The following is a 23,749-nucleotide window of genomic DNA, read 5'->3' as shown; positions in this document are numbered from 1 at the left end:
CGTCTCCTCCCGGCGGGGTCGGCGCTACAGGGTGGCGCCGCCGTCTATCGCGACCTCGGCGCCGGTGATGTAGGCGCTGTCGTCGGAGAGCAGGAACAGCACCAGCTTCGCCACCTCCTCCGCCGTGCCCATGCGCTTCATCGGCACCAGCTCCACCCGGGCGCGGTTCTGCTCCGGCGTGCGCACCTTCAGCATCTCGGTGTCGATCGGCCCCGGGTGGACCGAGTTCACGCGGATGCCGCGCGGCGCGAGGTCGAGGGCGGCGGCCTTGGTCATGCCGCGCAGCGCCCATTTCGTCGCGCTGTAGGCGATGGCGCCGGGCGAGCCGCGCAGCCCGGCGACGGAGGAGATGTTCACGATCGCGCCGCCGCCCGCGCGCTCCATCGCCGGCACCACCGCCTTCATGCCGAGGAAGCAGCCGAGCTGGTTGACCCGCATGTGCCGCTCGAACAGCGCGGCGTCGGTCTCCATCAGCGTCCTCGGGACGTAGATGCCGGCGTTGTTCACGAGGCCGTGCAGCGCGCCGAAGGCCTCGACGGCGGCGGCGACGGCGCGCGCCCAGTCGGCCTCCTCGGTCACGTCCTGGCGGAGGAACAGGGCGGAGGGGCCGAGCTCGGCGGCCAGCGCCCGGCCCTCCGCCTCCAGCAGGTCGCCGAGCACGACCCGGCCGCCCTCGGCGACCAGCATGCGCGCCTCGGCCGCGCCCTGGCCGCGCGCGCCGCCGGAGATCAGCACCACCTTGCCGTCGAAGCGTCCCATCCGATCCTCCCTCCGCGCGGTCGCGGCGATCCGGGGGCGCCAGCCTGCCATCGCCGGGGCGCGTCCGACAGGGGGACGGCCGGGGGGCGCCGGGCCGGCGGCGGTTGGCAGCGCCGCGCCGCTGCGCCACCCTTCGTCCCGGCGCCGAAGCCGCCTGGAGGAAACCGTCCCCGATGGCCGAACCGTCCCGCCGCGAGCCCACCTTCGCCTTCCAGGCGTCGCCCGCCTCCGACCGGCCGGAGCCCGACCGCGCGCTCTACGACGACGTGGTGGAGTTCTGCGCCTTCGGCGCGGGGCTCGGCTTCGAAGCGGCCTGGATGCTGGAGCACCACTTCAGCGACTACTTCCCGACGCCGAGCCCGCTGCTGCTGCTCTCCCACGTCGCGCGCGCGTGCCCCGACCTCGGCCTCGGCACGGCGGTGCTGGTGCTGCCCTGGCACCACCCGCTGCGCGTGGCCGAGGAGCTGGCCATGCTCAACATCCTGACGCGCGGCACGCTGCACATCGGCGTCGGGCGCGGCACGGCGAAGCTGGAATACGACGCCTTCGGCGTGGACATGCGCGAGGCGCGCGGCCGCTTCGCGGAAGCGGTGCGGATCATCCGCGCCGCGCTCTCGGGCGAGCCCTTCACCTTCGAAGGGCGGTACTACCGCGTGCCCGACCCGATCACGCTGCGCCCGACGCCGCTGGCGGAGAAGCCGGTCCGGTTCTACGGCGCGATCGGCAGCCCGGGCAGCGCGGCGATCATGGCCGATCTCGGCCTGCCGCCGCTCTGCCTCTCCACCTTCCCCGACCACCTGCTGGCGAGGATCCTCCACACCTGGCGCGCGCGGGCGGAGGAGACGGGGCGGGCGACGGCGGGCGTGCACCTGCCGGTCTCGATCAAGCTGCTGGTGGCGGACACGGACGCGGAGGCGCAGGCGCTCGGCCGGCGCTACTTCCCGGCCTATTTCGAGCTGCAATGCCGGCACTACGAGGTGGACCGCAACCCCTGGGAGGGGATCGAGGACTACAAGGACTTCAGCCGCATGTTCGCCAACCTGCGCAAGCTGACCGACCCGGAGGCGCTCGGCCCCTACCTGGCGATGAACCTGGTCGGCAGCCCGGGGACGATCCGCGCGCGGGTGGCGGCGCTGGCCGCGCTGGGCTTCGACTACTTCCTGGTCGGCTCGACCACGCCGGGCTTCCCGAAGTCGCTGCAGCGCGAGAGCCTGGCGCGCTTCGCCACGGAGGTGGCGCCGGCCTTCTCCTCCGCCTTCCGCGCCCGGCACGGCGCGCTGCCGGGCGCCGCGCCGCTCGTCGCGGCGGGGTGAGGGAGAGGCCGGGGGACGGACGGGACCGCGGGCGCACAGAGGGGACGGGGATGCGGGCAGACGCGGATGCGGAGTACGACTTCATCATCGTCGGCGCCGGCTCGGCCGGCTGCGTGCTGGCGCACCGGCTGACCGAGAGCGGCCGCCACCGCGTGCTGCTGATCGAGGCCGGCGGGCCGGACCGCGATCCCTGGATCCACATCCCGGCGGGCTTCTACCGCAACATCTACAACCCGAAGGTCGCCTGGCACTTCGAGACCGAGCCGCAGCCGCACATGAACGGCCGCCGCCTCCCCTGGCCGCGCGGCAAGGTGCTCGGCGGCTCCTCCTCGATCAACGGGCTGATCTACATCCGCGGCCAGAAGGAGGACTTCGACCTCTGGCGCCAGATGGGCAATCCCGGCTGGTCCTACGCCGACGTGCTGCCCTACTTCCGCAAGGCGGAGGACAACGAGCGCGGCGCCGACGAATACCACGGCGCCGGCGGCCCGCTCGGCGTCAGCGACCTGCGCGCGCGCCACGAGCTGCACGACGCCTTCATCGAGGGCGCGGTGGAGGCGGGATACCCGCGCAACCCCGACTTCAACGGCGCGGTGCAGGAGGGCGTGGGGCCGCTGCAGCTCACGGTCCGCGGCCGGCGGCGGTGCAGCGCCGCCGTCGCCTATCTGCGCCCGGCGATGCGGCGGCCCAACCTGCGCGTCGAGACCCTCGCCCCGGCGCGGCGCATCCTCGCCGAGGGCCGCCGCGCGGTCGGCGTGGAGTACGTGCAGGGCGGCGCGGTGCGGCGCGCGCGGGCGCGGCGGGAGGTGCTGCTCGCCGGCGGCTCGATCGCCTCGCCGCAGCTGCTGCAGGTCTCGGGCATCGGGCCGGGGGCGCTGCTGCAGTCGCTCGGCATCGCGGTGGTGCACGACCTGCCGGGCGTGGGGGAGAACCTGCAGGACCACCTCGGCGCGCGCGTCATCTACCGCTGCCGCAACGCCAACACGCTGAACGACGTCTACCACAGCCGGCTGCGCCAGGGGCGCGCCGGGTTCGAGTGGGCGCTGCTCAGGCGCGGGGCGCTGATGATGGGGGCGGCGCCGATCGGGCTCTTCGTGCGCACGCGGCCGGAGCTGGCGAGCCCGGACGTGCAGTACCAGTTCCTCGCCGGCAGCGCGCCCTACAGCGGCGCGCCGATGCACGACTTCCCCGGCTGCACCCTGGTCGCCATCCCCTGCCGGCCGGAGAGCCGCGGCTGGCTGCGGATCCGATCGCCCGACCCCGCGGTGCCGCCGGCGATCCAGCCGAACTACCTCGCGACCCGCGCCGACCGGGAGACGATCGTCGCCGGGCTGCGCGTCGCGCGGCGCGTGTTCGAGACGCGCGCGATGCGGCGCCTCGTCACCGAGGAGTTCATGCCGGGCCCGGCGGCGCAGAGCGACGAGGACCTGCTCGAGCACGCGCGCAACACCGGCGGCACCACCTTCCACCCGACCAGCACCTGCATGATGGGGAGCCATCCCCTGGCGGTGGTGGACGCGGCGCTGAGGGTGCACGGCATGGCGGGGCTGCGCGTGGTGGACGCCTCGATCATGCCGACCGTGCTGAGCGGCAACACCAATGCCGGGGTGATCATGATCGCCGAGAAGGCGTCGGAGATGATCCTCGCCGATGCCGCCTGACCTGCCCCGGCCGGCAGGCGGAGGCGGGAAATGGGGAGCGAGGCCCTTCCCGCCTCGGCGGGGAGGGCCCGCGCCGCGCGTCAGGCGCGGTCCTTGTCCCGCAGCGCGTCGCGGACGGCGTCCCTGGCGCCGCCGACCGCGTTCTGGACCTTGCCCGCGGCCTTCTCGGCGCGACCCTCGGCCTCCGTCTTGGCGTCACCGGTGATCTCGCCGACGGCCTTTTTCACCGAGCCCTTCGCCTGCTTCGTCGAGCCCTTGATGCGGTCCTTGTCCACCATCGGGCGTCTCCCTCTGCGATGCGTTGCCGGGGGAAGAACGCCCGCGGCCGGGCGCGGGTTCAGACCCCCGCGACCGCGGCCTCCACCGCGTCGCCGAACCGCTCGACGATCGTGTCGATCTGCCCGGCGGTGACGGTGTAGGGCGGCGCGAGGATGACGTGGTCGCCGCGCCGGCCGTCGATCGTGCCGCCCATCGGGTAGCAGGCGAGGCCGCGCGCATAGGCCTCCATCTTGACGCGCTCGTTCAGCTTCAGCGCCGGGTCGAAGACCTCCTTGCCGGCGCGGTCCCGCACCAGCTCCACCGCCCAGAACAGGCCGCGGCCGCGGATGTCGCCGACATGGCGGTGGTTGCCGAGGCGCTCGGTCAGCCGCTCCTCCAGCCGCTTGCCCATGCGCCTGACGTTCTCGAGCAGGTTCTCCTCGCGGATCACCTCCTGCACCGCGACGGCGGCGGCGCAGGCCACCGGGTGCGCCTGGTAGGTATGGCCGTGCATGAAGGCGCCGCTGCCCGCGGCGAGCCCCTCGATCACGCGGCCGGAGACGAGGATGCCGCCGATCGGCTGGTAGCCGCCGCCGAGCCCCTTCGCCACCACCTGGATGTCGGGCGCGATCCCCTCCTGCTCCCAGGCGTGCAGGGTGCCGCAGCGGCCGACGCCGCTCATCACCTCGTCGAGGATCAGCAGCGCGCCGTGGCGGTCGCAGATCTCGCGCACCGCCTTGAAGTAGCCGGGCAGGGCGGCGACGCAGCCGAGCGTCGCGCCGACCACCGTCTCGGCGATGAAGGCGATGACGGTGTCGGGGCCGAGGCGCTGGAACTCCGCCTCCAGCTCGGCGGCGAGGCGGGCGACGTACTGCTCGTCCGACTCGTCGTCGCGCCGGTCGCGGTAGGCGTAGCAGGGCGAGACGTGGCTGAAGGCGTCGGAGAGGATCGGCAGGTAGGGCTTGCGGCGCATCGCGTTGCCGCCGGCGGCGAGCGCCCCGAGGGTGTTGCCGTGGTAGCTCTGGCGCCGGGCGATGAACCTCGTGCGCTGCGGCTGGCCGATCTCGAGGAAGTACTGCCGCGCCATCTTCAGCGCCGCCTCGTTCCCCTCCGAGCCGGAGGAGCAGAAATAGGCGTGGGTCAGGCCGCCGGGGGCGTGGCCGACCATGATGTCGGCGAGCCGTTCCGCGCTCTCGCAGGAGAAGAGGGCGGTGTGGGCGTAGCAGAGCTTCTCCATCTGCGCCTTCATCGCCGCGAGCACCTTCGGGTGGGCGTGGCCGAGGCAGGCGACGGCGGCGCCGCCGGAGCCGTCTATGACCTCGCGGCCCTCGGCGTCGTAGAGGTAGATCCCCCGGCCGGAGACGGCGATGGGCGGATCGCTGCGCAGGCTGCGGTGGACGAGGTGGCTCATGACGGGCGGCGTCCCTGGGATGGCGTCGCCGCCAGGGTTCCACGGACGGGGGCGCGAGACAACCGCGCCCCGCCGCCTGCCTCAGCCCCGCAGCAGCCAGGCGAAGGCCCGTTCCAGCCTCGCCGGCGCGTCGTCCCGGAACCAGGCGCCGTGGGCGAGGATCACCCGCCGCGGCGCCCAGGCGAGCAGGCACTCCGCCGCCGCGCGGTTCGCCGCGCGGTGCGCGGCGCCGCCGAGCACCCGGCGCAGATGGGCCGGCGTCTCGCCCCGCGTCGCGCCGACGGCGCGGGCGAAGAGGCGCGTCGGCGGATCGAGCCGCGCCGGCTCCAGCGCCTGCGCCGTGTCGGCGAGGACCAGGGTGCCGCTCGCCCGGTGGAAGAAGGCGATCTCCGTGAAGCCGCCGCGGCCGCGGAAGGCGGCCTGCTCGATCTGCCCGGCCCAGTCCCCGGGCGGCGCGTCGCCGAGCTCGGCGTGGATCGGCACCGGCTGGCGCGCGCGGCGGAGCTTGCGCGCCACGCCGGGCGCCGCCCAGACCAGGGCGGAGGGGCAGGCGTTGTGCCAGCCGAACAGGTGCGTCCAGTGCGCGCCGTTCGGCGCGACCAGGTGGCGGATGCGCCCCAGGTCCTCGAGCGCGTCCACCAGCACGGAGCGCCAGCGCGTCGGCGCGTGCAGCCAGAGGCGGCCGTCCGCCAGGCGCAGCACGGTCATGCGGACCGGCAGGTGCAGCACGCCGAAGACCGTCTGCGGCCCGCTGTCCACGATCCAGACGTCCTCCGCCACCGGCTTCGGCACGTCGAGCGGGGGATAGACCACATCGGCGCTCATGGCGGGGTCAGCATGCCCGCGACGGCGCCGGTCATGCAGCAGGCGATCGTGGCCGAGACCAGCGCCGGCAGGCCGAGCGCGACGATCTCGGCCCGCCGCTCCGGGCACATCGCCGTCATGCCCCCGACCATGATCCCGACCGAGCCGAAATTGGTGAAGCCGCACAGCGCGTAGGTGAGGACGAGGCGCGAGCGCGGCGCGAGGCCGGCGCCGCCGGACTGGGCGAGCTCGAGGTAGGAGACGAACTCGTTGACCACGACCTTGACCCCGAGCGAGCGGGCGACGGCGCCCGCCTCCTCCGCCGGCACGCCCATCGCGACGGCGAGCGGCCAGAACAGCCAGCCGGCGAGGCGCTGCAGGGTGAGGCCGGCGAGCGGCTCGACCACCTGGTTGACCAGCGCGACCAGCGCGACGAAGACGATCAGCGCCGCCATGATGCCGAGCAGCAGGGAAAGGCCGTCGCCGGTGCCGCGCACCACCGCCTCCATGGTGGAATCGTAGAGGCGCGGGGCGCGGACCTCCTCCTCGACCGGCGTCGCCGGGCCGCCGGGGGCGGGCGGGATCATCAGCAGGGCGACGAGCACGGCGGCGGGGGCGGAGACCAGGCTGGCGGTGAGGAGCTGGCCGGCGGCGTCGGGCACCACCGGGGCGATCAGGGCGGCGTACACCACCAGCGTGTTGCCGCTGATGGTGGCGAGGCCCGCGGTCATCACCGCGAACAGCTCGGCGCGCGAGAGGCGGGCGAGCCAGGGGCGGATCAGCAGCGGCGCCTCGACCATGCCGACGAAGACGTTGGCCGCGACGGAGAAGCCGCAGGCGCCGCCGAGGCCGAAGGCGCGGCGCAGCCCGCGCGCCAGGAAGGCCACCACCACCGGCAGCACGCGCCAGTGGTAGAGCACGGCCGAGAGGGCGCCGACGACGAGGACCAGCGGCAGGGCCTGGAAGAACAGGATGAAGCTCGCGCCCGGCCGGATCTCGGCGAAGGGCAGCGGCGCGCCGCCGAGATAGCCGAAGACGAGGCTGGTGCCGGCGATGGTGGCGCGGTGCAGCGCCTCGACCGCGCCGCCCGCGAGGGCGAAGGCGGCACGGAAGGGCGGCAGGTGCAGCATCAGCGCGGCGAGCAGGACCTGCAGGCCGAGCCCGGCGGCGACGACGCGCCAGGACACGCCGCGCCGGAAGCCGCCGAGCGCCCAGGCGAGGGCGGCGAGGGCGAGGAGACCCGCGGCGGACTGGAGCTGGAGCGCGCTCATCCGGCCGCCCGCGCCGGCGGCGGCGCGTCCTCCGGCAGCTCGACGAGCTGGATCGCCTGGCCGCGGCGGGCGATCTTGCGGCTGGTGGTCTCGATCTCCGCCACGTCCTGCTGCATCTGCGCGAAATGGCCGCGCAGGGCGGCGACGCGACGGTCGAGCCGGCCGAGCTCCTCCATCAGCCGGTCCACCTCGACGCGGATGCGGTGCGCCTCCGCCTTCAGGCGCAGGTCGCGCATCAGCCCGCGCATCGTCGTCAGCACCGCCCACATGGTGTTGGGCGAGACGATCCAGACGCCGCGCCGCGCCGCCTCGGCGACCAGCGCCGGGTGCTCGGCGTGCAGCGCGGCGCAGATCGCCTCGGACGGGACGAACATCAGCGCGCCCTCGGCGGTCTCGCCGGGCAGGACGTATTTCGCGGCGATCGCCTCCACGTGCCGGCGCACATCGGCGGCGAAGCGGCGCGCCGCGGCGGGGCGCTCGGCCTCGGCGGCGGCGCGTAGCGCGTTCCAGGCCTCGAGCGGGAACTTGCTGTCCACCACGATGGGGCCCGGCGGGTGGGGCAGGCGGATCAGGCAGTCGCAGCGCGTGCCGTTGGAGAGCACGTGCTGCCAGGCGAAGCCGCCGGGCGGCAGGCGGTCCTCGACCAGCTCGCGGAGCTGCACCTCGCCGAAGGCGCCGCGCGCCTGCTTGTCGCCGAGGATCCGTTCCAGGGTCCCCACCTGGGCGCCGAGCGCCTCGATGTTGGCGCGGGCGCTGTCGATCACGGCGAGGCGCTCGTGGATGCGCGCCGCCTGGGCCTGGGTGCGCGCCGCCGCCTCGTCCAGCCGGTCGGCGATCAGGCGTTCCTGCGCGCGCAGCCGGTCCGCGGTGGCGGCGGCGAGGCGTTCCTGCGTCGCGGCGAGCGCCTCCAGCCGGCCGGCGAGCATCGCCAGCGCCTCGCCCACGCCGCCGCGCCGGCGGCGGGCGAGCAGGAACGCGGCGACCAGCAGCCCGGCGGCGAGCGCCGCGGCGGCCGGCACCAGCAGGGGCAGCAGCCAGTCGGGCATCGGGTCCCCCCTCGGCGGGGGTGGCCCGATTCGCCCCCGCGCTCAGTGCCGGAAATGTCGCATCCCGGTGAACACCATGGCGAGCCCCGCCTTGTCCGCCGCCTCGATCACCTCGGCGTCGCGGATCGAGCCGCCGGGCTGGATCACCGCCGTCGCGCCCGCCGCGGCCGCGGCCAGCAGCCCGTCGGCGAAGGGGAAGAAGGCGTCGGAGGCGACCACGGAGCCCCGCGTCAGCGGCTCGGCGAGGCCGGCGGCCTTCGCCGCCTCCTCGGCCTTCCACGCGGCGATGCGCGCGGAATCCACGCGGCTCATCTGTCCGGCACCGATGCCGACCGTGGCCCCGCCCCTGGCGTAGACGATGGCGTTCGACTTGACGTGCTTGCAGACGCGGAAGGCGAAGAGCAGGTCCGCCATCTCGGCCGCGGTCGGCGCGCGCTTCGTCACCACCTTGAGGTCGGCCTCCGTCACGCGCCCCGCGTCGCGCGACTGGGCGAGGAAGCCGCCGGCGACGCTGCGGACGGCGATGCCCGGCGCGGCCGGGTCGGGCAGGCCGCCGGTCAGCAGCAGGCGCAGGTTCTTCCTGCCCGCGAACACCGCCCGGGCGGCCTCGTCGGCGTCGGGGGCGACGACGACCTCGGTGAAGATCGCCGCGATCCGCTCGGCGGCCGCGGCGTCGAGGGGCCGGTTCGCGGCGACGATGCCGCCGAAGGCGGAGACGGGATCGCAGCGCAGCGCCAGGTCCCAGGCGGCGGCGAGGTCGTCCGCGACCGCGACGCCGCAGGGATTGGCGTGCTTGACGATGACGATCGCCGGCCGGTCGAACTCGGCGACGCACTCGAAGGCGGCGTCGGTGTCGTTGAGGTTGTTGTAGGAGAGCTCCTTGCCCTGCACCTGCACCGCCGTCGCGATGCCGGGGCGGTCCGTGCCGTCCGTGTAGAAGGCGGCGCGCTGGTGCGGGTTCTCGCCGTAGCGCAGCGTCTGGCGCAGCGCGCCGGCGAGGACGAGGCGCGGCGGGAACGCCTCGCCCTCCTGCCGCGCGAACCAGGCGGCGATCGCCGCGTCGTAGGCCGCGGTGCGCGCATAGGCCGCGGCGGCGAGCCGGCGTCGCAGCGCGAGGGTGGTGCCGCCCCGGGCCTCGATCTCGGCGCGCACGGCGTCGAACTGCGCGGGCTCGGTGAGGACGGCGACGTGGGCGTGGTTCTTCGCGGCGCTGCGGATCATCGCCGGGCCGCCGATGTCGATGTTCTCGATGCAGTCCTCGAAGCCGGCGCCCCGCGCGACCGTCGCCTCGAAGGGGTAGAGGTTGACCGCGACGAGGTCGATCGGCGCGATCCCGTGCGCCCGCATCTGCGCGCGGTGCTCGGGCAGGTCGCGCCGGCCGAGCAGGCCGCCATGCACCTGCGGCACCAGGGTCTTGACCCGCCCGTCGAGGATCTCCGGGAAGCCGGTGTGCTCGGAGACGTCCTTCACCGGCACGCCCGCCTCGCGCAGCGCGCGGGCGGTGCCGCCGGTGGAGAGGATCTCCGCCCCCTGCGCGGCGAGGAAGCGGCCGAACTCCACGAGCCCGGTCTTGTCGGAGACGGAGAGCAGCGCGCGGCGGACGGGAACGAGATCGGTCATGGCGGGCACCCGGGCGAGGCGTGGGCGCGTGCTCTAGCCCCGCCCCGGCACCGCTTCAACCGGGCATGGCCGGCGCCCCCTCAGCGCGGCGGCGCGCCGGCGAGGTCGAGGCCGAGCAGCAGCGCGAGCAGGACGAGGCCGATCGCCGCGGTGCGGGCGAGCATCGAGAGCGTATCGGCGACGATCGGGGAATCGGGCAGGAGGGAGATCCGGCCTCGCAGCGGGGCGGATCGGGTGGTTCTGGTGGTCGGTCTCGTCGTCATGGCCGTAAACGGTCGGGTCAGGATCGCTTGCGGGCACGACGGCCGGCCGCGACCGGAAGGTGCGGTCCCGGCCGGCCACGGAACCCCAGGTAGGAAGCCGGCCGGGGCCGGTTCAAGAGGAGGAGAGCGCAGCCTCCCGGAGCGGGGCCGCCCCGCCCGCGCGGTGGGGGCTACAGCCCGAGCAGGTCGAGGGTGCGCGCGACCACCGCGGCCTCGGTGAAGCGCTCCAGCGCGCGCGCCCGGCCGGCCGCGCCCATCCGCGCGCGCAATGCGGGGTCGGCGGCGAGGCGCGCGATCGCCTCGGCCAGCGGCGCGACCGCGGCGGGCGGGACGAGGAGGCCGGTCTCGCCCTGCACCACCTGCTCGCGCGGGCCGCGGATGTCGGTAGCGACGACGGGGAGCCCGGTGAGCATCGCCTCGATGACCGACATGGGCAGGCCCTCGAAATGGCTCGGCAGGGCGAAGACATCCGCCGCGGCGAGCAGGCGCGCGACGTCGTGCCGGTAGCCGAGGCGCTTGAGGCGCGGCCCGAGCGCGGCGGCGGCGCGGGCGAAGTGCGGCTCCAGGTCCTCGCCGTGGTCGGAGGGCAGGCGCTCGCCGACCACCCAGAGCACGGCGTTGGGCGGCGCGCTCTCCATCGCCCGCAGGAGCTCCGGATGGCCCTTGTGGCGGACCAGGCGCGAGACGGCGATGACGACGCAGTCCCCCTCGCGCGCGCCGAGTTCCGCGCGCAGCGCCGCGCGCGCCGCCGGGTCGGGGCGGAAGACGGCGGGATCGCGGCCGTTGCGCACCGCGACGGCGCGCGGGTGGATGCCGAGGCGGCGCGCGTCCGCCGCCTCCTCCTCCGAGACGGTGAGGAAGACGTCGGTGATCCGGCCGCCGAGGCGCTCGAGGCGCAGCGAGAGCGCGCGGCGCCACCAGGGGCCCGGCTGGTTGAACAGGAAGCCGTGGCCGGTGTAGGCGATGCGCGGCACGCCGGCGGCCCGCGCCGCGGCACGGGCGAGCAGGCCGGAGATCGGCATGTGGGCGTGCACGAGGTCGAAGCGCTCGGCGCGGAAGGCGGCGAGGAGCGCGGCGAAGGCGCGGGCCTGGGCGAGCGGGCTCAGGCTGCGCGCCATCGGCACCGGCAGGATGCGGAAGCCCTCCCGCCTCGGCAGGTCGAGCAGCGGACCCTCGGCGCAGATCCCCACCACCTCGTGCCCGCGCGCGCGCGCGCCGCGCATCAGCGGCAGCAGGAAGTGCCGCAGCGAGAAGTCCACGTTGGTGACCTGGGCGATCTTCACGCGGGACGGGCCGCGCCTACCCCTCGCCCGGCGCGCCGCCGCCGGGCGCCGGCAGGCTGACGCGCGAGATCGCCCACTGCACCGCGCCCACCCCCGCCTCGGCGTGCACCACCAGCTGGGTGGTGCGCCGCGGCTCGCCGGCGAGGTAGAGGCTCTCCTCCAGCGCCACGCGGCCGCCCTTCGCGCGGAAGCGCCAGCCGGCGCCGCTGGGCAGGCGCAGCAGCACCGCGCTCGGGTCCTGCTGCGGGCCCGCCACCACCGCCGGGTGCAGGTGGAAGCGCAGCGCGAAGGCCGGCGGATCGGCCGCCTCCACCACATCCTCGCCGCGCAGGTCGTCGCCGGATTCGCTGAGGTAGAGGCGCCGGCGGTGGATCGCGGCGAAGGGGCGGCGCCAGCCGTCGTGGCTCGCCTCCAGCCACTGCGCGCCGTTCGCCTCGTGCCGCTCGACCTCGACCCGCTCCGGGCGGCGGCCGAGGCCCTCCTCGCGCAGCTCGGCGCTGTTGGTGTCGGCGAGCACCAGGGTCGAGTGCGCGGCGGTGGCGCGCAGCGCGTCGCGCCAGGCCGGATCGGCGCTCGGCGCGGCGCCGCAATTCACCACCAGCCGGTCGCGCCCGACCGACATCTCGAAGGAGAGCGTGCCGGCATGGGCGAATCGGTCCGCGCCGCGCGGCAGCGCGTCCGGCGCGAGCGCCGCGGCGGCGCGCCCCGGCGGCGGCGTGCCGCACTCCACGATCACCAGCGTCCGCCCGGCCTGGAGACGGTGGAAGCCGGTCTCCGGCAGCGCCGCGGGCGCGCGGCCGCGCGCCTGGGCCTGCGACAGCACCACGTCGAGCAGCGAGGAGCCCTCCTCGCGCGTGCCGTTGAACAGCGCGAGGCCGCCGTCGCCATGGCGGAACAGCCGCAGCGCCGGCGCCGCGCGATCGAGCGCCGCGCCAAGATGCGGCGGCGCCTCCGCGCCCGCGCCGTGCAGCAGGTTGCGGATCTCGACCAGGTCCTGCAGGGCGAGCAGCTGCTGGCCCGGCGAGCGCTCCACATGGCCGCCGTCGGCGAGGAACTGGCGCTCCAGCTCGGCCGGGAGGAAGCGCACGCAGCGGGCGAGCCAGGGCTCCTCCTCGAGCGCGACGGCGGCCGCCATCGCGCCCTTCAGCGCGACCAGCGCGCCGCGGTGCTCCGCCTCGGCCGGCAGCGCCGCGACGATGTCGCGGGCGTCCTGGGCCAGGCGCTGCATGAGCTGCCGGCGGAAGCCGTCCTCCGCGGTCGCCGCGAGGAACTCCCAGTGCCCGAGCCAGGCGGAGATCCGCGCGCCGGCGACCTCGGGCGCCCCGGCAATCCGCTCCTGTGCGCCGCGGGCGAGCCAATCGGCGGTGAGCGCCCGGGCGCGCAGGCGGGCGGGATCGGTGCCGAGGGCGCGCAGGTCGCGCAGCCAGGCGAAGGCGTGGGCCGCGGCGCGCCAGTACGGCGGCCCGCCGCGCGCGTCCCAGCCGCCACCGCCGGCGCCCCCGTCCTCCGCCGGGGCGAGGCGGCGGGCGGTGCCGGCCACCTCGAACTCGCCGCGCAACAGGCGGGCGCCGCGCGCGGCGTCGCCGGGCCAGAGGTCGCGGAAGGCGCGCGCCGGCGCCTCCGGCACGCGAATCGGGCGGAGCTGGGCGAGGCGGCGGCGGGCGGAGCGGAACAGGCCTTCCATCAGGGCGCCTCTCCCGCGCGGCGCGGCGGCGCTGCGCCTCCCCGGAGCGCGGCGATCGCCGCGGCGTAGTCGGACGCGCCGAACACCGCGGTGCCGGCGACCAGCACGTCGGCGCCGGCGGCGATGCAGCGCGGCGCGGTCTCCGCCGTGACGCCGCCATCCACCTCGAGCGCGATCGCGCGCCCGGTCGCCTCGATCATGCGCCGCAGCGCGGCGATCTTCGGGAGCTGGCTCTCGAGGAAGGACTGGCCGCCGAAGCCGGGGTTCACCGTCATCACCAGGACCAGGTCGGCGAGGTCGAGCACGTGCTCCACCGCCTGCACCGGCGTCGCGGGATTGAGGACGACGCCCGCCCGCTTGCCCAGGCCCCGGATGGTCTGGAGGGTGCGGTGGAGATGCGGCCCGGCCTCGGGATGCACCGAGATCAGGTCGGCCCCGGCCTCGGCGAAGGCGGCGAGGTAGGGGTCGGCCGGGGCGATCATCAGGTGCACGTCGAAGGGAATGGCGACGTGGCGGCGCAGCGCCTTCACCACCACCGGGCCGAAGCTGATGTTGGGGACGAAATGGCCGTCCATGATGTCGAGGTGCAGCCAGTCCGCCCCGGCGGCGGCGGCGGCGCGCGCCTCCTCGCCGAGGCGGGCGAAGTCGGCGGCGAGGAGCGAGGGGGCGATGCGGACGGCGGGGCGGGCCACGTCACGGTTCTGCCGCAACGGCCGGGGCCGGACAACCGTGGTGGTGGTGCAAATTCCCGGCTCCGGTCCTGCCGCCGGGGACGGCGGGCCGATGCCTGCCGCCCCGGCGCGTCAGCGCGCGTGCCGGGGATGGCCGGGCGCGGCGGGGGATGCCTCGGCCGGCAGGCGCTCCGCCGCGGCGGCGCCGGCGGCGGGCCTGTTGACACGGGTGCGGTCACGGCGGCGGGTCCCCTGCGGCATGCCGGCGGCCCGATCGTGGACGGCCTCGCGCGCGGAGGCGGCGCGGCCGCCACGCCCGGTGCCTAGATCGGCAGCGCGGTGGTCGCCTTCACCCGCTCCATGGCGAAGCGGGAGGTGACCTTGCGCAGCGAGGGCACCTCCGCCGTCAGGCGGCGGTAGAAGGCGTCGAAGGCCGCCATGTCCGGGACCACGACGCGCAGCAGGTAGTCCACGTCGCCGCCGAGGCGCCAGCACTCGACGACCTCGGGCATGCGTTCGACCGCCTCGGCGAAGCGGGCGATCCAGGCGGCGGAGTGGTCGCCCGTCTCGAGCGCGACGAAGACCGAGATCGGCAGGCCGACCCGCGCCGGGTCCACCAGCGCGACCCGGCCGGTGATGATGCCCGCCTGCTCCATGCGGCGGATGCGCTTCCAGCAGGGCGTCGGGGTGAGCCCGACCTCGGCCGCGATCTCGGCGAGCGAGCGGGAGGCGTCCTGCTGGAGCAGGCGCAAGATCGCGCGATCGGTGCGGTCCAGTTCGGCCTGTGCGGCCACGGGCGAGGTTCCGTGTGAATCGGCGTCCTGCGTAGCATGCCGTTCTCTTCCTGGCGAGATTTCCGCTGTCGGGAAGATCGGAATTCTCCGGCCTTCGGGCGCCGCCCGGCCGGCGCGGCGGAGCGGGGCGTTGCCCGTGCCGGCGCCGACCCATAGCCTCCCCCGCGGATGGCTCCGCTCAGCGGGCATCTCTGCAACGCGAGACCGAGGAGCGCAGCCCTTGCCCAGCCATGCCGGCTCCGCAGCGCCACGAGGGGAAGCGCGCGACGGCGGCGGCATCGAGTCCGCCTATGCCTGGTGGCGCCTTGCGGCGGCGATGGCGCTCGGCGCCATCGGCGGCGTCGGCATGTGGTCCATGGTGGTGGTGCTGCCCGCGGTGCAGGCGGAGTTCGGCGTGGCACGCGCCGGCGCCTCGCTGCCCTACACCCTCGTCGCCCTCGGACTGGTCTTCGGGGGCATCCTGATGGGGCGCCTCGCCGACCGGTTCGGCGTCCTCGTCCCGGTGATCCTCGGCGCGCTCTCGCTCGGCCTCGGCTACGTGCTGGTCGCGCAGGCGGAGAGCCTGACCGCCTTCGCGGCCATCTACGGCCTGCTGATCGGCCTGCTCGGCACCTCGGCGGTGTTCGGGCCCCTGATCGCGGACGTCTCGCACTGGTTCACGCGGCGGCGCGGCATGGCGGTCGCGCTCTGCGCCAGCGGGAACTACGTCGCGGGGGCGTTCTGGCCGCCGGTGCTGCAGCATTTCGTGGACACCGCGGGGTGGCGGCAGACGCATCTCGGCGTTGGGCTGTTCTGCCTGGCGACCATGCTGCCGCTGGCGCTGGCGCTGCGCCGGCCGGTGCCGGCGGCGCATCCGGCGCCCGCCGCGCCGTCCGGCGCCGAGGCGCGGCTGGATCCGACGCGCGAGGCGGCCGGCATCCGTCCGAACGTCCTGCAGGGGATGCTGATGCTCGCCGGCGTCTCCTGCTGCGTGGCGATGTCCATGCCGCAGGTGCACATCGTCGCCTACTGCGTGGACCTCGGCTACGGCGCGGCGCGCGGGGCGGAGATGCTGGCGCTGATGCTCGGCTTCGGCGTCGTCAGCCGGCTCGCCTCCGGCTGGATCATGGACCGGATCGGCGGGGCGGCGACGCTGCTGCTCGGCGCGACGCTGCAGGCGGCGGCGCTGGCGCTGTTCCTGCCGTTCGACGGGCTGGTCTCGCTCTACGTGATCTCCGCGCTGTTCGGGCTGTTCCAGGGCGGCATCATCCCGAGCTACGCGATGATTACCCGGACCCTGTTCCCGGCGCGCGAGGCGGGGACGCGGATCGGGCTGGTCATGTCTGCGACGCTGGCGGGGATGGCGCTCGGCGGGTGGCTGTCGGGGGCGATCTTCGACGCGACCGGGTCGTATGACGCGGCGATCGCTAACGGGCTGCTGTGGAACCTGGTGACGATCGCGATCGCCGCCTGGCTGGTGCTGCGGCAGTCGCGGCGCGGGCGGCCAGCCTTCGCGTGATGCGGGCCGGCGGGGGCGCGGACCGTCGCCGTCCCCGACCGGCCGGCAGGGGGCCGGCCCCCCCGCTACGGCGCGGCGAGCAGGGCGAGGGCGGCGGCGGGGTCGATCCGCCCGTCGTAGAGGGCGCGGCCGACGATCACGCCCTCGATGCCCTCATGCGCCACCGCCTTGAGCGCGGCGAGGTCGTCGAGCGAGGCGACGCCGCCCGAGGCGATCACCGGCGTCCGCACCGCGCGCGCCAGCGCCACCGTGGCCTCGAGGTTGAGGCCGCCCAGCATGCCGTCGCGCTCGATGTCGGTGTAGATGATCGCCGCGGCGCCGGCGTCCTCGAAGCGCAGCGCCAGCTCGCGGGCGGTGACGGTGGAGGTCTCCGCCCAGCCCTCGGTCGCGACGCGGCCGTCGCGGGCGTCGATGCCGAGCGCGACGCGGCCGGGGAAGGCGCGGCAGGCGGCGCGGGCGAAGGCGGGGTCCTTGACCGCGGCGGAGCCGAGGATCACCCGCCGCACGCCGCGCCCGAGCCAGGCCTCGACCGTCGCCATGTCGCGGATGCCGCCGCCGAGCTGCACGCGGAGCGCAGGCCCGACCGCGGCGAGGATCGCCTCCACCGCCGCGGCGTTGGCCGGCCGCCCGGCGAAGGCGCCGTCGAGGTCCACCACGTGCAGCCAGGCGAAGCCGGCGGCGAGGAAGGCGCGCGCCTGCGCGGCGGGATCGGCGGAATAGACCGTGGCCTCGGCCATCTCGCCGCGCCGCAGCCGCACCACCGCGCCGGCCTTGAGGTCGATCGCCGGATAGAGGGTGAGCGTCATTGCGGCGCCCAGGGCCGGGCGTGGTTGCTGCGCCGGCCGCGCGACGGCTCGATCAGCTTGTAGTAGTAGTGCCCGGCCACCGTCTGGCCGCGCACCCGCGCATAGGCCGGGTGCGTGCCCCAGCGGACATAGCCGAGCGACTCGAACAGCGCGATCGCCGTGGTCTGCGTCTCGCGCACGTCGAGGTTGAGCACGCGGTGGCCGAGCGCCGCCGCCCGCTCCTCCACCCGCCGCACCATCAGGCGCGCCAGGCCGTGGCCGCGCGCGTAGGGGGCGATGTAGGCGTGGGTGAGCTGGGCGGCGAAGGCCTGCGCCTCGTTGTTGCGCGGCGGGCGGACGAGCTGGGCGGAGCCGACCACGTGGCCGTCGAGGCGGGCGATGAACAGCTCGCGCTCCGGCACCAGCAGCACGCCGCGGAAGTGGCGCTCGAGCGCGGCGCGGCCCTGCGGCTCGATCCAGCCGAAGCCGCCGCCCTCGATGATCGCGGCGTCGGTCGCCTCGCACAGCTCGGCGAGCTCGGCGTCGGTGAGCTGCCGCTCGCAGCGCTCGACCTCGAGGATGTGCCCCCCGTGCGCGGGGGCCTGCGGATCGGCGGTGCCGCTGCTCATGGTTCCCATCGCAGGAAGTTGGCGAGGAAGCGCAGGCCGACGGCCTGGCTCTTCTCGACATGGAATTGCGTGCCGACGTAGTTGGCGCGCCCGACGATCGCCGCAACCGGGCCGCCGTAGTCGGTGGTCGCCAGCACGTCCTCCGGATCGAGCGCCCGGAAGGCGTAGGAGTGCACGAAATAGGCGTGGTCGCCCGGCGCGATCCCGTCGAGCAGCGGGTGGTCGAGCCCGGGCGCGAAGTCGAGCGCGTTCCAGCCCATCTGCGGCAGGGGCAGCGGCGCGCCGTCGGGCCCGCGCGGGTCCATGACCTCGACCGTGCCGGGGATCCAGCCGAGGCCGAAGGTGACGCCGTGCTCCAGCCCGCGCTCGGCGAGGAGCTGCATGCCGACGCAGATGCCGAGGAAGGGCACGCCCTGGCCGCGCACCCGCGCCTCCAGCGCCTCGACCATGCCGGGCAGGGCGTCGAGCCCGCGGCGGCAGGCGGCGAAGGCGCCCTGGCCGGGCAGGATGATGCGGTCGGCGGCGCGGAGGTCGGCCGGGTCGGTGGTGACGCCGACCCGCACCTCCCGCTCCGCCTCGCGCGCGACGCGCTCGAGCGCGCGGCGGACCGAGGCGAGGTTGCCCGAGCCGGGATCGATGACGGCGACCTTCATGGGCGGGGGACTCCCGGAGGCGGCACGGCGGCGGCCGGTCATGCGCGGGCGGCGGCCCGGGCGAGGTCGGGGCGCTCCGCCAGCAGGCGCGCCCAGGCGGCGTCCTCGTCGCGCGCGGCGACGATCGCGGCGAGGCGCCAGCCGCGCCGCTCCAGCGTCCAGCGGCGCAGGTCGCGCGCGTGGAAGCCGACGAGGAGCTGCAGCGCGAAGGCGGCGTAGGGCGCGACGCGTTCCGGCAGCAGCGCTGCGATCAGCGCCGCGACCGCGAGGTAGATCAGCAGGACCAGCCACATCCGGTGCCAGAGGAACCAGAGGGCGCCGAAGAGGAAGGCGGTCCAGGAGAACGCCTCGCGCAGCAGGACCGGCGCCCGGGGGCGGCGCGCGGGGGCGGCCTCCGGCGGGGCGTGGACGGTCCAGACGCGCATGGCCGGGTCAGCCCTCCAGCATGCCCTTCGTCGAGGGAATCGCGCCCGCGGCGCGCGGATCGGGCTCGCAGGCGGCGCGCAGCGCGCGCGCCGCGGCCTTGAAGCACGCCTCCGCGACGTGGTGGGCGTTGCCGCCCGCCTTCAGGGCGAGGTGGAGGGTGAGGCCCGCATTGAAGGCGAGGGCGCGGAAGAACTCCTCGAACAGCTCGGTGTCCATCTCCCCGACCTTGTCGCGGGCGAAGGGCACCGACCAGGCGAGGAAGGGGCGGCCGGAGAGGTCCACCGCGCATTCCGCCAGCGCCTCGTCCATCGGCACCACCGCGTGGCCGAAGCGCCGGACGCCGCGGCGCTCGCCGAGCGCGCGGCGCAGGCACTGGCCGAGGACGATGCCGACGTCCTCCGTGGTGTGGTGGAAATCGATGTGCAGGTCGCCGCGCGCCTGCACCGTGAGGTCGAACAGGGCGTGGCGGGCGAGCGCGGTCAGCATGTGGTCGAGGAAGCCGATGCCGGTCGCGACCTCGGCCGTGCCCGAGCCGTCGAGGTCGAGGGTGATCCGGATGTCGGTCTCGGCGGTGGCCCGGTGGAGCTCCGCGCGGCGGCGCGCGGCGGTCGGGGCGGGCGGGGAGGCGTCCATGGGGCGGGTTTACGCCCGCGGGGGGCGGGTGGGAAGCGCGCCGAGGAACCGACCGCCCGCGCAACGGCAACGCCGCGCCGGCCCGGCCGTCAGGGGCGGGATCGCGGCCGCCGGGCCGCCGCGACTCCGGGCCGGCAAGGAGATCCCCGACGATGCGACGCCCTCGGCTCGGCACGCCCGGCGGCGCGGGCGCAGGTCCGGCCCCCCGGTCCCGTCCCGATGCGCCCCGACGATGCCCACGAGCCCCGGGTGCGAACCGGGGGCGCGGCGCCCGGGCAGGCGCCGCCGCCCGGCCCGACGCGAACCGCCTCAGCGAGGGCCAGGCCCGCAGCCGCATCGAGGAGACCGGCTGCGCCCCTCTCACCGGCCTGCGGCCGGACGGGCGGGGCATCCGGCGCGGACGGGCGATGCGCAACGGCCAGCCGGTGGACGTCGCGCTCGACCGCCGCGGACAGGACCATGCCGCGCGGCCGAGCGGCACGGCCGGCGCCGCGCTCAGCCCGGACGGGCGCGCGCGATGAGGCGGCGCGCGCGCTCGACGATCGGCAGGTCGATCATCGCCCCCTCGAAGGCGACGGCGCCGAGGCCGCGCGCGACCGCGTCCTCGAAGGTGGCGACGAGGCGCTTCGCGCGCTCCAGCTCCTCGGGCTTGACGCCGTATTCCTCGTTGATGATCGGCACGTGCACCGGGTGGATGCAGGCGGCGCAGGCGAAGCCGAGGGCGCGGGAGCGCCGCAGCCCGGCGCGGTAGGCCTCCAGGTCCCTGAAGTCGGCGAAGGGGCCGAGCACGCCCATCGGCAGGATGCCGGCGGCACGGGCGGCGGCGACCGCGAGCATGGCGAAGACGTACATCGCATCCGGCGTCGGCTGGCTCTCGAGCTCGGTCGCCATGTCCTCGCCGCCGGCGCCGAGCGCGACCATGCGCGGGTCGGCCGCGGCGATGGCGTTGAGGTGCGGCAGCGCCGCCGGCGTCTCGACCAGCGCGAGGAAGCGCGTGTGGCCGATGGGCATGCCGAGCGCGGCCTCGCGCGCCGCGACCACCTCGGAGAGCAGGCGCACGTGCTCCGGCCCCATGACCTTGGGCAGCATCAGCGCGGCGACCTGCGGCATCACCGCCGCGGCGATGTCGGGCACGGCGAGCTCGAGCGGGCGGTTGATGCGCACCACCACGTCCGCGCCCGCCTGGCCGACAATGCGCGCGGCGCCGGCGAGGGCGGCGCGCGCCGCCTCCTTCTCCGCCGGCGGGATCGAGTCCTCGAGGTCGAGGATGATCGCGTCCGCGCCGCGGGTGTGGGCCTTGGCGACGAAGCGCTCGGCGGTGGCGGGGACGAAGAGCAGCGAGCGCCAGGTGGGGAGCGGGGCGCGTCGGGTCATCGGGGTCGGGGCTCCGGGGATGTCTCAGACGGTCTCGGTCCGGTGGCGGTCAACGGCGGCGCCGGTCTCCACCATGCGGGCGATCTCCGCGGCGCCGTAGCCCAGCTCCGCCAGCACCTCGCGCGTGTGCTGGCCGAGGCGCGGCGCGGGGAGCGTGTCCTCGCGCATGCCGCCGGAGAAGCGGTTGGCGACGCGGGTGCGGCGGATGCGGCCCTCGGTCGGGTGCTCCTCGGGGAAGAAGAAGCCGACGTCGGCGAGGTGCGGGTCGGTGAGCAGGTCGTCAATGGTGTTGTAGCGCGCGGCGGGCACGTCGAGCGCGGCGAAGATCTCCAGCCACTCGGCGGTGGTCTTCCGGGCGAGGCCCTCGGTGCGGACCTTGAAGTACTCCTCCGGATGCGCGGTGCGCGCCGCGGCGGTGGAGAAGCGCGGATCGGTCTTCAGCTCCGGCCGGCCGATGGCGTCGAAGAAGGCGAAGGCCTGCGCGTTGTTGTTCGGCGCGACGGTGATGTAGCCGTCCTTCGTCGGCAGCGGCCGGTAGTCCGGGCTCAGCAGCCGGCCGTCGCCGGAGGGGCCGCAGGGCGGGTCGAAGGTGGCGGCGCCGAGGTGCTCGGAGGCGACGAAGCCCGCCATGTTCTCGAACATCGGCACCTCGATCGCCTCGCCGACGCCGGTGCGCTCGCGGCGGTAGAGGGCGAAGCCGATGCACTGCGCGGCGATCAGGCCGGTGACGTGGTCGGTCATCACCATCGGCACGAAGCGCGGCTCGCCGATCGCGCGCTCGAAGGTGCCGGCGACGCCGGAGAGGCTCTGGATGATCGGGTCGTAGGCCGGGCGGTTGTAGTAGCGCCCGCCGCGGCCGAAGGCGACGATGTTGCAGACGATCAGCCGCGGGTTCTCCCGCGACAGGGAGGCGTGGTCGAGGCCGAGCCGCGCGAGCGCCGGCGGGCGGACGTTGCTGACGAAGACGTCGGCGCGCGCGAGCAGCCGCTTCATCGCGGCGAGCCCGTCCGGGTGCTTGAGGTTCAGGCAGACGCCGCGCTTGTTGCGGTTGAAGTTCATGAACTTGCCGGACATGCCCGGCGTGCGGCTGCCATGGGCGAGGTGGCGGAGGATGTCCCCCTCCGGCGCCTCCACCTTGATCACCTCCGCCCCCTGGTCGGCGAGGGTGCGCGAGGCGACCGGGCCGACGACGACGGTCGTCAGATCCACGACGCGCACACCCTCCAGCGGGCCTCCGGTCACTTCGCGAACTCCAGCTCCAGCTGGGCGCAGAGGGCGCCGGCCTTGTTGGCGCCCCAGACGCTCATCTTCCCCTCGCGCGCCGCGTGGCCGGCCATGACCAGGGTCTCGCCGGCGAAGAGCGGATGGACGAGCCGCGCCGTGTAGCCGGTGAGCTCCCCGGGCGCGCGCTTCAGCGCGGCGTCGAGGATCAGGTGCATCGTCAGGCCGCCGTTGTGCACGACGTTCGGGTAGCCCTCGACGTTGCGCGTGTAGTCGGCGTCGTAGTGGATGCGGTGCGCGTTCCAGGTGATCGCGGAGTAGCGGAAGATCAGCGGGTTGGTGAGCACGATCTCGTCCGACCAGGCGGCGTCGGTCGGCGCCGGGGTCGGCGTCGCCGCGGGGCCCTTCTGGCCGGGGGGGACGGCCTCGCGGTAGATCGCGTCGAACTCGTCCACGGCGATGGTCTGGCCGCGCGCCTCGACGGTCTGGCGCAGGGTGAGGATGGCGATCTGGCCGGTGCGCGCCTTCTTCGGCGTGATCGCGACGACCTCGGTGGTCTGCCGCGCGGGTTCGCCGGCGCGCAGGCGGCCCATGATGCGCACGCGCCGGCCCGCGCCCATGCGCCGCGGCAGCGGGATCGGCGGCAGGACGACGCCGGGCCGGGCGTGGCCGTCCGGGCCGATGTCGGACTGGCGGAAGATCGGGCCGAAGAAGATCGTGAACCAGTGCGGCGGCAGCGGCGTGCCGAGCTGGAAGGAGTCCGGGTCGAGGTCGAGCATGCCGGCGACGCGGCGCACGGTGGTCAGGCCGATCTCGTCCTCCTGGACGCGCCTGCGGCCGACCCATTCGCGCTGGACGGCGGCGATCGCCGTGTCGAAATCCTGCTCAGCCATGCTCTTCCGATCCCTGTCTCGCGATGGCGGGCGGGCCGCGCCGCCGCGGCGCGCACGCGGCCCGTGCGCGCCCATCGCAGGCCCTGGCGCGGGCCGCGTCAAGCCGTGTCCCCGCATGGCCGGGCTGCCGCGCCTTCCCCGCACGGGCGCGGCGGGCGGCGAGGCCGCGCCCGGGGGTTGACCCGGCGCGCCGCCGCCACCCAAGCTCCGCGCGCGATCCGATCGCGGGAGGAATCGAGCGATGGCGCGACTGCCCTATCTCGACAAGGCGGACCTGGCGCCGTCGGACCAGGACCTGCTGGCGCGCAACATCAACCTGTTCCGCTGCCTGGTGCACAGCCCCGGCGGGGCGCGGGCGCAGCACGTCCTCGGCCACTACATCCGGCACAAGAGCAGGCTCGACCCGCGGCTGCGCGAAATGGCGATCCTGCAAGTCGGCTGGGTGGCGCGCTCGCCCTACGAGTGGTCGCACCACATCAAGATCGGCTACGACTTCGGCGTCACCGACGCCGACATCCGGGCGATCATCGACGACACCGCCGGCCGGCCGACGGCGCTGGAGCCGGTGGCGAAGCTGGTGCTGCGCGCGGCGCGCGAGATCGCCGCCGGCCCCGGCGCCAGCGAGGCGACCTTCGAGGCGCTGCGCGCGCATTTCGACAACGAGCGGCTGGTGGACCTCGTCATCACCATCAGCTTCTACTGCGCCGTGGTACGGCTGCTCGCGACGCTCCGGATCGACGTCGAGCCCGAGTACATGCCCTATCTGGAGAAGTACCCGCTGCCGAGGGACTGACGCGCC

At 75.4% G+C, this 23,749-nt stretch carries 24 protein-coding genes; 4 read left to right on the top strand and 20 right to left on the bottom strand.

Annotated elements, in window-relative coordinates:
- Positions 1-24 precede the first annotated feature (24 nt).
- Entirely contained in the window at positions 25-759 is a 735-nt protein-coding gene (locus tag IEX99_RS11590) for an SDR family NAD(P)-dependent oxidoreductase (RefSeq protein WP_188900363.1), read from the bottom strand.
- Between the two features lie 173 nt (positions 760-932).
- Between IEX99_RS11590 and IEX99_RS11585 the strand changes: the two genes are divergently transcribed.
- Entirely contained in the window at positions 933-2,072 is a 1,140-nt protein-coding gene (locus tag IEX99_RS11585; protein WP_188900361.1) for an LLM class flavin-dependent oxidoreductase, read from the top strand.
- Positions 2,073-2,122: 50 nt separating this feature from the next.
- Positions 2,123-3,733: a GMC family oxidoreductase gene (locus IEX99_RS11580; protein ID WP_188900359.1), complete on the top strand. Its 1,611-nt coding sequence runs from the start codon at positions 2,123-2,125 to the stop codon at positions 3,731-3,733.
- Between the two features lie 80 nt (positions 3,734-3,813).
- Here IEX99_RS11580 and IEX99_RS11575 read toward each other — a convergent pair whose 3' ends face one another.
- From IEX99_RS11575 to IEX99_RS11525, 11 genes are all read right to left on the bottom strand, one after another.
- Complete coding sequence (locus tag IEX99_RS11575) at positions 3,814-4,011, bottom strand: CsbD family protein (protein WP_308421488.1); 198 nt, start codon at positions 4,009-4,011, stop codon at positions 3,814-3,816.
- A gap of 59 nt (positions 4,012-4,070) precedes the next feature.
- Positions 4,071-5,402, bottom strand: coding sequence for an aspartate aminotransferase family protein (locus IEX99_RS11570; RefSeq protein WP_188900357.1), 1,332 nt, complete (start codon positions 5,400-5,402; stop codon positions 4,071-4,073).
- Positions 5,403-5,483: 81 nt separating this feature from the next.
- Positions 5,484-6,227, bottom strand: a complete 744-nt coding sequence (locus tag IEX99_RS11565) for a DUF4336 domain-containing protein (RefSeq protein WP_188900355.1) — start codon at positions 6,225-6,227, stop codon at positions 5,484-5,486.
- On the bottom strand, positions 6,224-7,477 hold the full coding sequence (locus tag IEX99_RS11560; RefSeq protein ID WP_188900353.1) for a NupC/NupG family nucleoside CNT transporter: 1,254 nt from the start codon (positions 7,475-7,477) through the stop codon (positions 6,224-6,226). Before IEX99_RS11560 ends, IEX99_RS11565 begins: the two co-directional genes overlap by 4 nt.
- The gene (locus IEX99_RS11555; RefSeq protein WP_188900351.1) at positions 7,474-8,523 is read right to left on the bottom strand and encodes a DNA recombination protein RmuC; all 1,050 of its coding nucleotides are present in this window, start codon (positions 8,521-8,523) and stop codon (positions 7,474-7,476) included. Before IEX99_RS11555 ends, IEX99_RS11560 begins: the two co-directional genes overlap by 4 nt.
- 42 nt (positions 8,524-8,565) lie before the next feature.
- Complete coding sequence (gene purH, locus IEX99_RS11550) at positions 8,566-10,143, bottom strand: bifunctional phosphoribosylaminoimidazolecarboxamide formyltransferase/IMP cyclohydrolase (RefSeq protein ID WP_188900349.1); 1,578 nt, start codon at positions 10,141-10,143, stop codon at positions 8,566-8,568.
- Between the two features lie 80 nt (positions 10,144-10,223).
- The gene (locus IEX99_RS11545; RefSeq protein WP_188900347.1) at positions 10,224-10,406 is read right to left on the bottom strand and encodes a hypothetical protein; all 183 of its coding nucleotides are present in this window, start codon (positions 10,404-10,406) and stop codon (positions 10,224-10,226) included.
- Positions 10,407-10,576: 170 nt separating this feature from the next.
- Positions 10,577-11,689 (bottom strand): glycosyltransferase family 4 protein, encoded by a 1,113-nt coding sequence (locus tag IEX99_RS11540; protein WP_188900346.1) that lies wholly within the window; start codon positions 11,687-11,689, stop codon positions 10,577-10,579.
- 16 nt (positions 11,690-11,705) lie between these two features.
- Positions 11,706-13,373, bottom strand: coding sequence for a heparinase II/III family protein (locus tag IEX99_RS11535; RefSeq protein ID WP_188900344.1), 1,668 nt, complete (start codon positions 13,371-13,373; stop codon positions 11,706-11,708).
- Positions 13,373-14,065 (bottom strand): ribulose-phosphate 3-epimerase, encoded by a 693-nt coding sequence (gene rpe, locus IEX99_RS11530; protein ID WP_188900342.1) that lies wholly within the window; start codon positions 14,063-14,065, stop codon positions 13,373-13,375. Before rpe ends, IEX99_RS11535 begins: the two co-directional genes overlap by 1 nt.
- Positions 14,066-14,367: 302 nt before the next feature.
- The gene (locus IEX99_RS11525) at positions 14,368-14,838 is read right to left on the bottom strand and encodes an Lrp/AsnC family transcriptional regulator (protein WP_229677968.1); all 471 of its coding nucleotides are present in this window, start codon (positions 14,836-14,838) and stop codon (positions 14,368-14,370) included.
- A 220-nt stretch (positions 14,839-15,058) separates the two neighbouring features.
- On the opposite strand from IEX99_RS11525, the gene IEX99_RS11520 reads away from it, so the two are divergent.
- Positions 15,059-16,336 (top strand): MFS transporter, encoded by a 1,278-nt coding sequence (locus IEX99_RS11520; RefSeq protein ID WP_229677967.1) that lies wholly within the window; start codon positions 15,059-15,061, stop codon positions 16,334-16,336.
- Positions 16,337-16,401: 65 nt separating this feature from the next.
- On the opposite strand, the gene hisA is transcribed toward IEX99_RS11520, so the two are convergent.
- From hisA to IEX99_RS11480, 8 genes are all read right to left on the bottom strand, one after another.
- Positions 16,402-17,142, bottom strand: coding sequence for a 1-(5-phosphoribosyl)-5-[(5-phosphoribosylamino)methylideneamino]imidazole-4-carboxamide isomerase (hisA, locus tag IEX99_RS11515; protein WP_188900338.1), 741 nt, complete (start codon positions 17,140-17,142; stop codon positions 16,402-16,404).
- Positions 17,139-17,750, bottom strand: a complete 612-nt coding sequence (locus tag IEX99_RS11510; protein WP_188900336.1) for a GNAT family N-acetyltransferase — start codon at positions 17,748-17,750, stop codon at positions 17,139-17,141. The genes hisA and IEX99_RS11510 overlap by 4 nt, the downstream gene beginning before the upstream one ends.
- The gene (gene hisH / locus IEX99_RS11505) at positions 17,747-18,403 is read right to left on the bottom strand and encodes an imidazole glycerol phosphate synthase subunit HisH (RefSeq protein WP_188900334.1); all 657 of its coding nucleotides are present in this window, start codon (positions 18,401-18,403) and stop codon (positions 17,747-17,749) included. The genes IEX99_RS11510 and hisH overlap by 4 nt, the downstream gene beginning before the upstream one ends.
- A 38-nt stretch (positions 18,404-18,441) precedes the next feature.
- Positions 18,442-18,828 carry a DUF2628 domain-containing protein gene (locus IEX99_RS11500; RefSeq protein WP_188900332.1) on the bottom strand — a complete coding sequence of 129 codons (387 nt, stop codon included), beginning with the start codon at positions 18,826-18,828 and terminating at the stop codon, positions 18,442-18,444.
- Between the two features lie 7 nt (positions 18,829-18,835).
- Positions 18,836-19,462 (bottom strand): imidazoleglycerol-phosphate dehydratase HisB, encoded by a 627-nt coding sequence (gene hisB / locus IEX99_RS11495; RefSeq protein WP_188900330.1) that lies wholly within the window; start codon positions 19,460-19,462, stop codon positions 18,836-18,838.
- A 495-nt stretch (positions 19,463-19,957) separates the two neighbouring features.
- Positions 19,958-20,836 (bottom strand): HpcH/HpaI aldolase/citrate lyase family protein, encoded by an 879-nt coding sequence (locus IEX99_RS11490; RefSeq protein WP_188900328.1) that lies wholly within the window; start codon positions 20,834-20,836, stop codon positions 19,958-19,960.
- 24 nt (positions 20,837-20,860) lie between these two features.
- A complete protein-coding gene (locus IEX99_RS11485) occupies positions 20,861-22,078 on the bottom strand; it encodes a CaiB/BaiF CoA transferase family protein (protein WP_188900326.1) in 1,218 nt (405 codons plus the stop codon).
- Positions 22,075-22,950 carry a hypothetical protein gene (locus IEX99_RS11480; RefSeq protein WP_188900324.1) on the bottom strand — a complete coding sequence of 292 codons (876 nt, stop codon included), beginning with the start codon at positions 22,948-22,950 and terminating at the stop codon, positions 22,075-22,077. The genes IEX99_RS11485 and IEX99_RS11480 overlap by 4 nt, the downstream gene beginning before the upstream one ends.
- 241 nt (positions 22,951-23,191) lie before the next feature.
- On the opposite strand from IEX99_RS11480, the gene IEX99_RS11475 reads away from it, so the two are divergent.
- Positions 23,192-23,743 carry a carboxymuconolactone decarboxylase family protein gene (locus IEX99_RS11475; RefSeq protein ID WP_188900322.1) on the top strand — a complete coding sequence of 184 codons (552 nt, stop codon included), beginning with the start codon at positions 23,192-23,194 and terminating at the stop codon, positions 23,741-23,743.
- Positions 23,744-23,749: the final 6 nt, after the last annotated feature.

Origin of the sequence: Caldovatus sediminis, assembly GCF_014644455.1 — a bacterium.
GTDB classification, from domain to species: Bacteria; Pseudomonadota; Alphaproteobacteria; order Acetobacterales; family Acetobacteraceae; genus Caldovatus; species Caldovatus sediminis.
This window is presented reverse-complemented; position numbering and strand designations above follow the sequence as displayed.

Coding starts and splice junctions, on each gene's coding strand:
- IEX99_RS11475 (WP_188900322.1), top strand. CDS start 23,192: ATGGCGCGACTGCCCTATCTCGACAAGGCGGACCTGGCGCCGTCGGAC.
- IEX99_RS11575 (WP_308421488.1), bottom strand. CDS start 4,011: ATGGTGGACAAGGACCGCATCAAGGGCTCGACGAAGCAGGCGAAGGGC.
- IEX99_RS11535 (WP_188900344.1), bottom strand. CDS start 13,373: ATGGAAGGCCTGTTCCGCTCCGCCCGCCGCCGCCTCGCCCAGCTCCGC.
- IEX99_RS11490 (WP_188900328.1), bottom strand. CDS start 20,836: ATGACCCGACGCGCCCCGCTCCCCACCTGGCGCTCGCTGCTCTTCGTC.
- IEX99_RS11560 (WP_188900353.1), bottom strand. CDS start 7,477: ATGAGCGCGCTCCAGCTCCAGTCCGCCGCGGGTCTCCTCGCCCTCGCC.
- purH (WP_188900349.1), bottom strand. CDS start 10,143: ATGACCGATCTCGTTCCCGTCCGCCGCGCGCTGCTCTCCGTCTCCGAC.
- IEX99_RS11555 (WP_188900351.1), bottom strand. CDS start 8,523: ATGCCCGACTGGCTGCTGCCCCTGCTGGTGCCGGCCGCCGCGGCGCTC.
- IEX99_RS11480 (WP_188900324.1), bottom strand. CDS start 22,950: ATGGCTGAGCAGGATTTCGACACGGCGATCGCCGCCGTCCAGCGCGAA.
- IEX99_RS11585 (WP_188900361.1), top strand. CDS start 933: ATGGCCGAACCGTCCCGCCGCGAGCCCACCTTCGCCTTCCAGGCGTCG.
- IEX99_RS11590 (WP_188900363.1), bottom strand. CDS start 759: ATGGGACGCTTCGACGGCAAGGTGGTGCTGATCTCCGGCGGCGCGCGC.
- hisA (WP_188900338.1), bottom strand. CDS start 17,142: ATGACGCTCACCCTCTATCCGGCGATCGACCTCAAGGCCGGCGCGGTG.
- IEX99_RS11570 (WP_188900357.1), bottom strand. CDS start 5,402: ATGAGCCACCTCGTCCACCGCAGCCTGCGCAGCGATCCGCCCATCGCC.
- IEX99_RS11500 (WP_188900332.1), bottom strand. CDS start 18,828: ATGCGCGTCTGGACCGTCCACGCCCCGCCGGAGGCCGCCCCCGCGCGC.
- IEX99_RS11545 (WP_188900347.1), bottom strand. CDS start 10,406: ATGACGACGAGACCGACCACCAGAACCACCCGATCCGCCCCGCTGCGA.
- hisB (WP_188900330.1), bottom strand. CDS start 19,462: ATGGACGCCTCCCCGCCCGCCCCGACCGCCGCGCGCCGCCGCGCGGAG.
- IEX99_RS11580 (WP_188900359.1), top strand. CDS start 2,123: ATGCGGGCAGACGCGGATGCGGAGTACGACTTCATCATCGTCGGCGCC.
- IEX99_RS11565 (WP_188900355.1), bottom strand. CDS start 6,227: ATGAGCGCCGATGTGGTCTATCCCCCGCTCGACGTGCCGAAGCCGGTG.
- hisH (WP_188900334.1), bottom strand. CDS start 18,403: ATGAAGGTCGCCGTCATCGATCCCGGCTCGGGCAACCTCGCCTCGGTC.
- IEX99_RS11510 (WP_188900336.1), bottom strand. CDS start 17,750: ATGAGCAGCGGCACCGCCGATCCGCAGGCCCCCGCGCACGGGGGGCAC.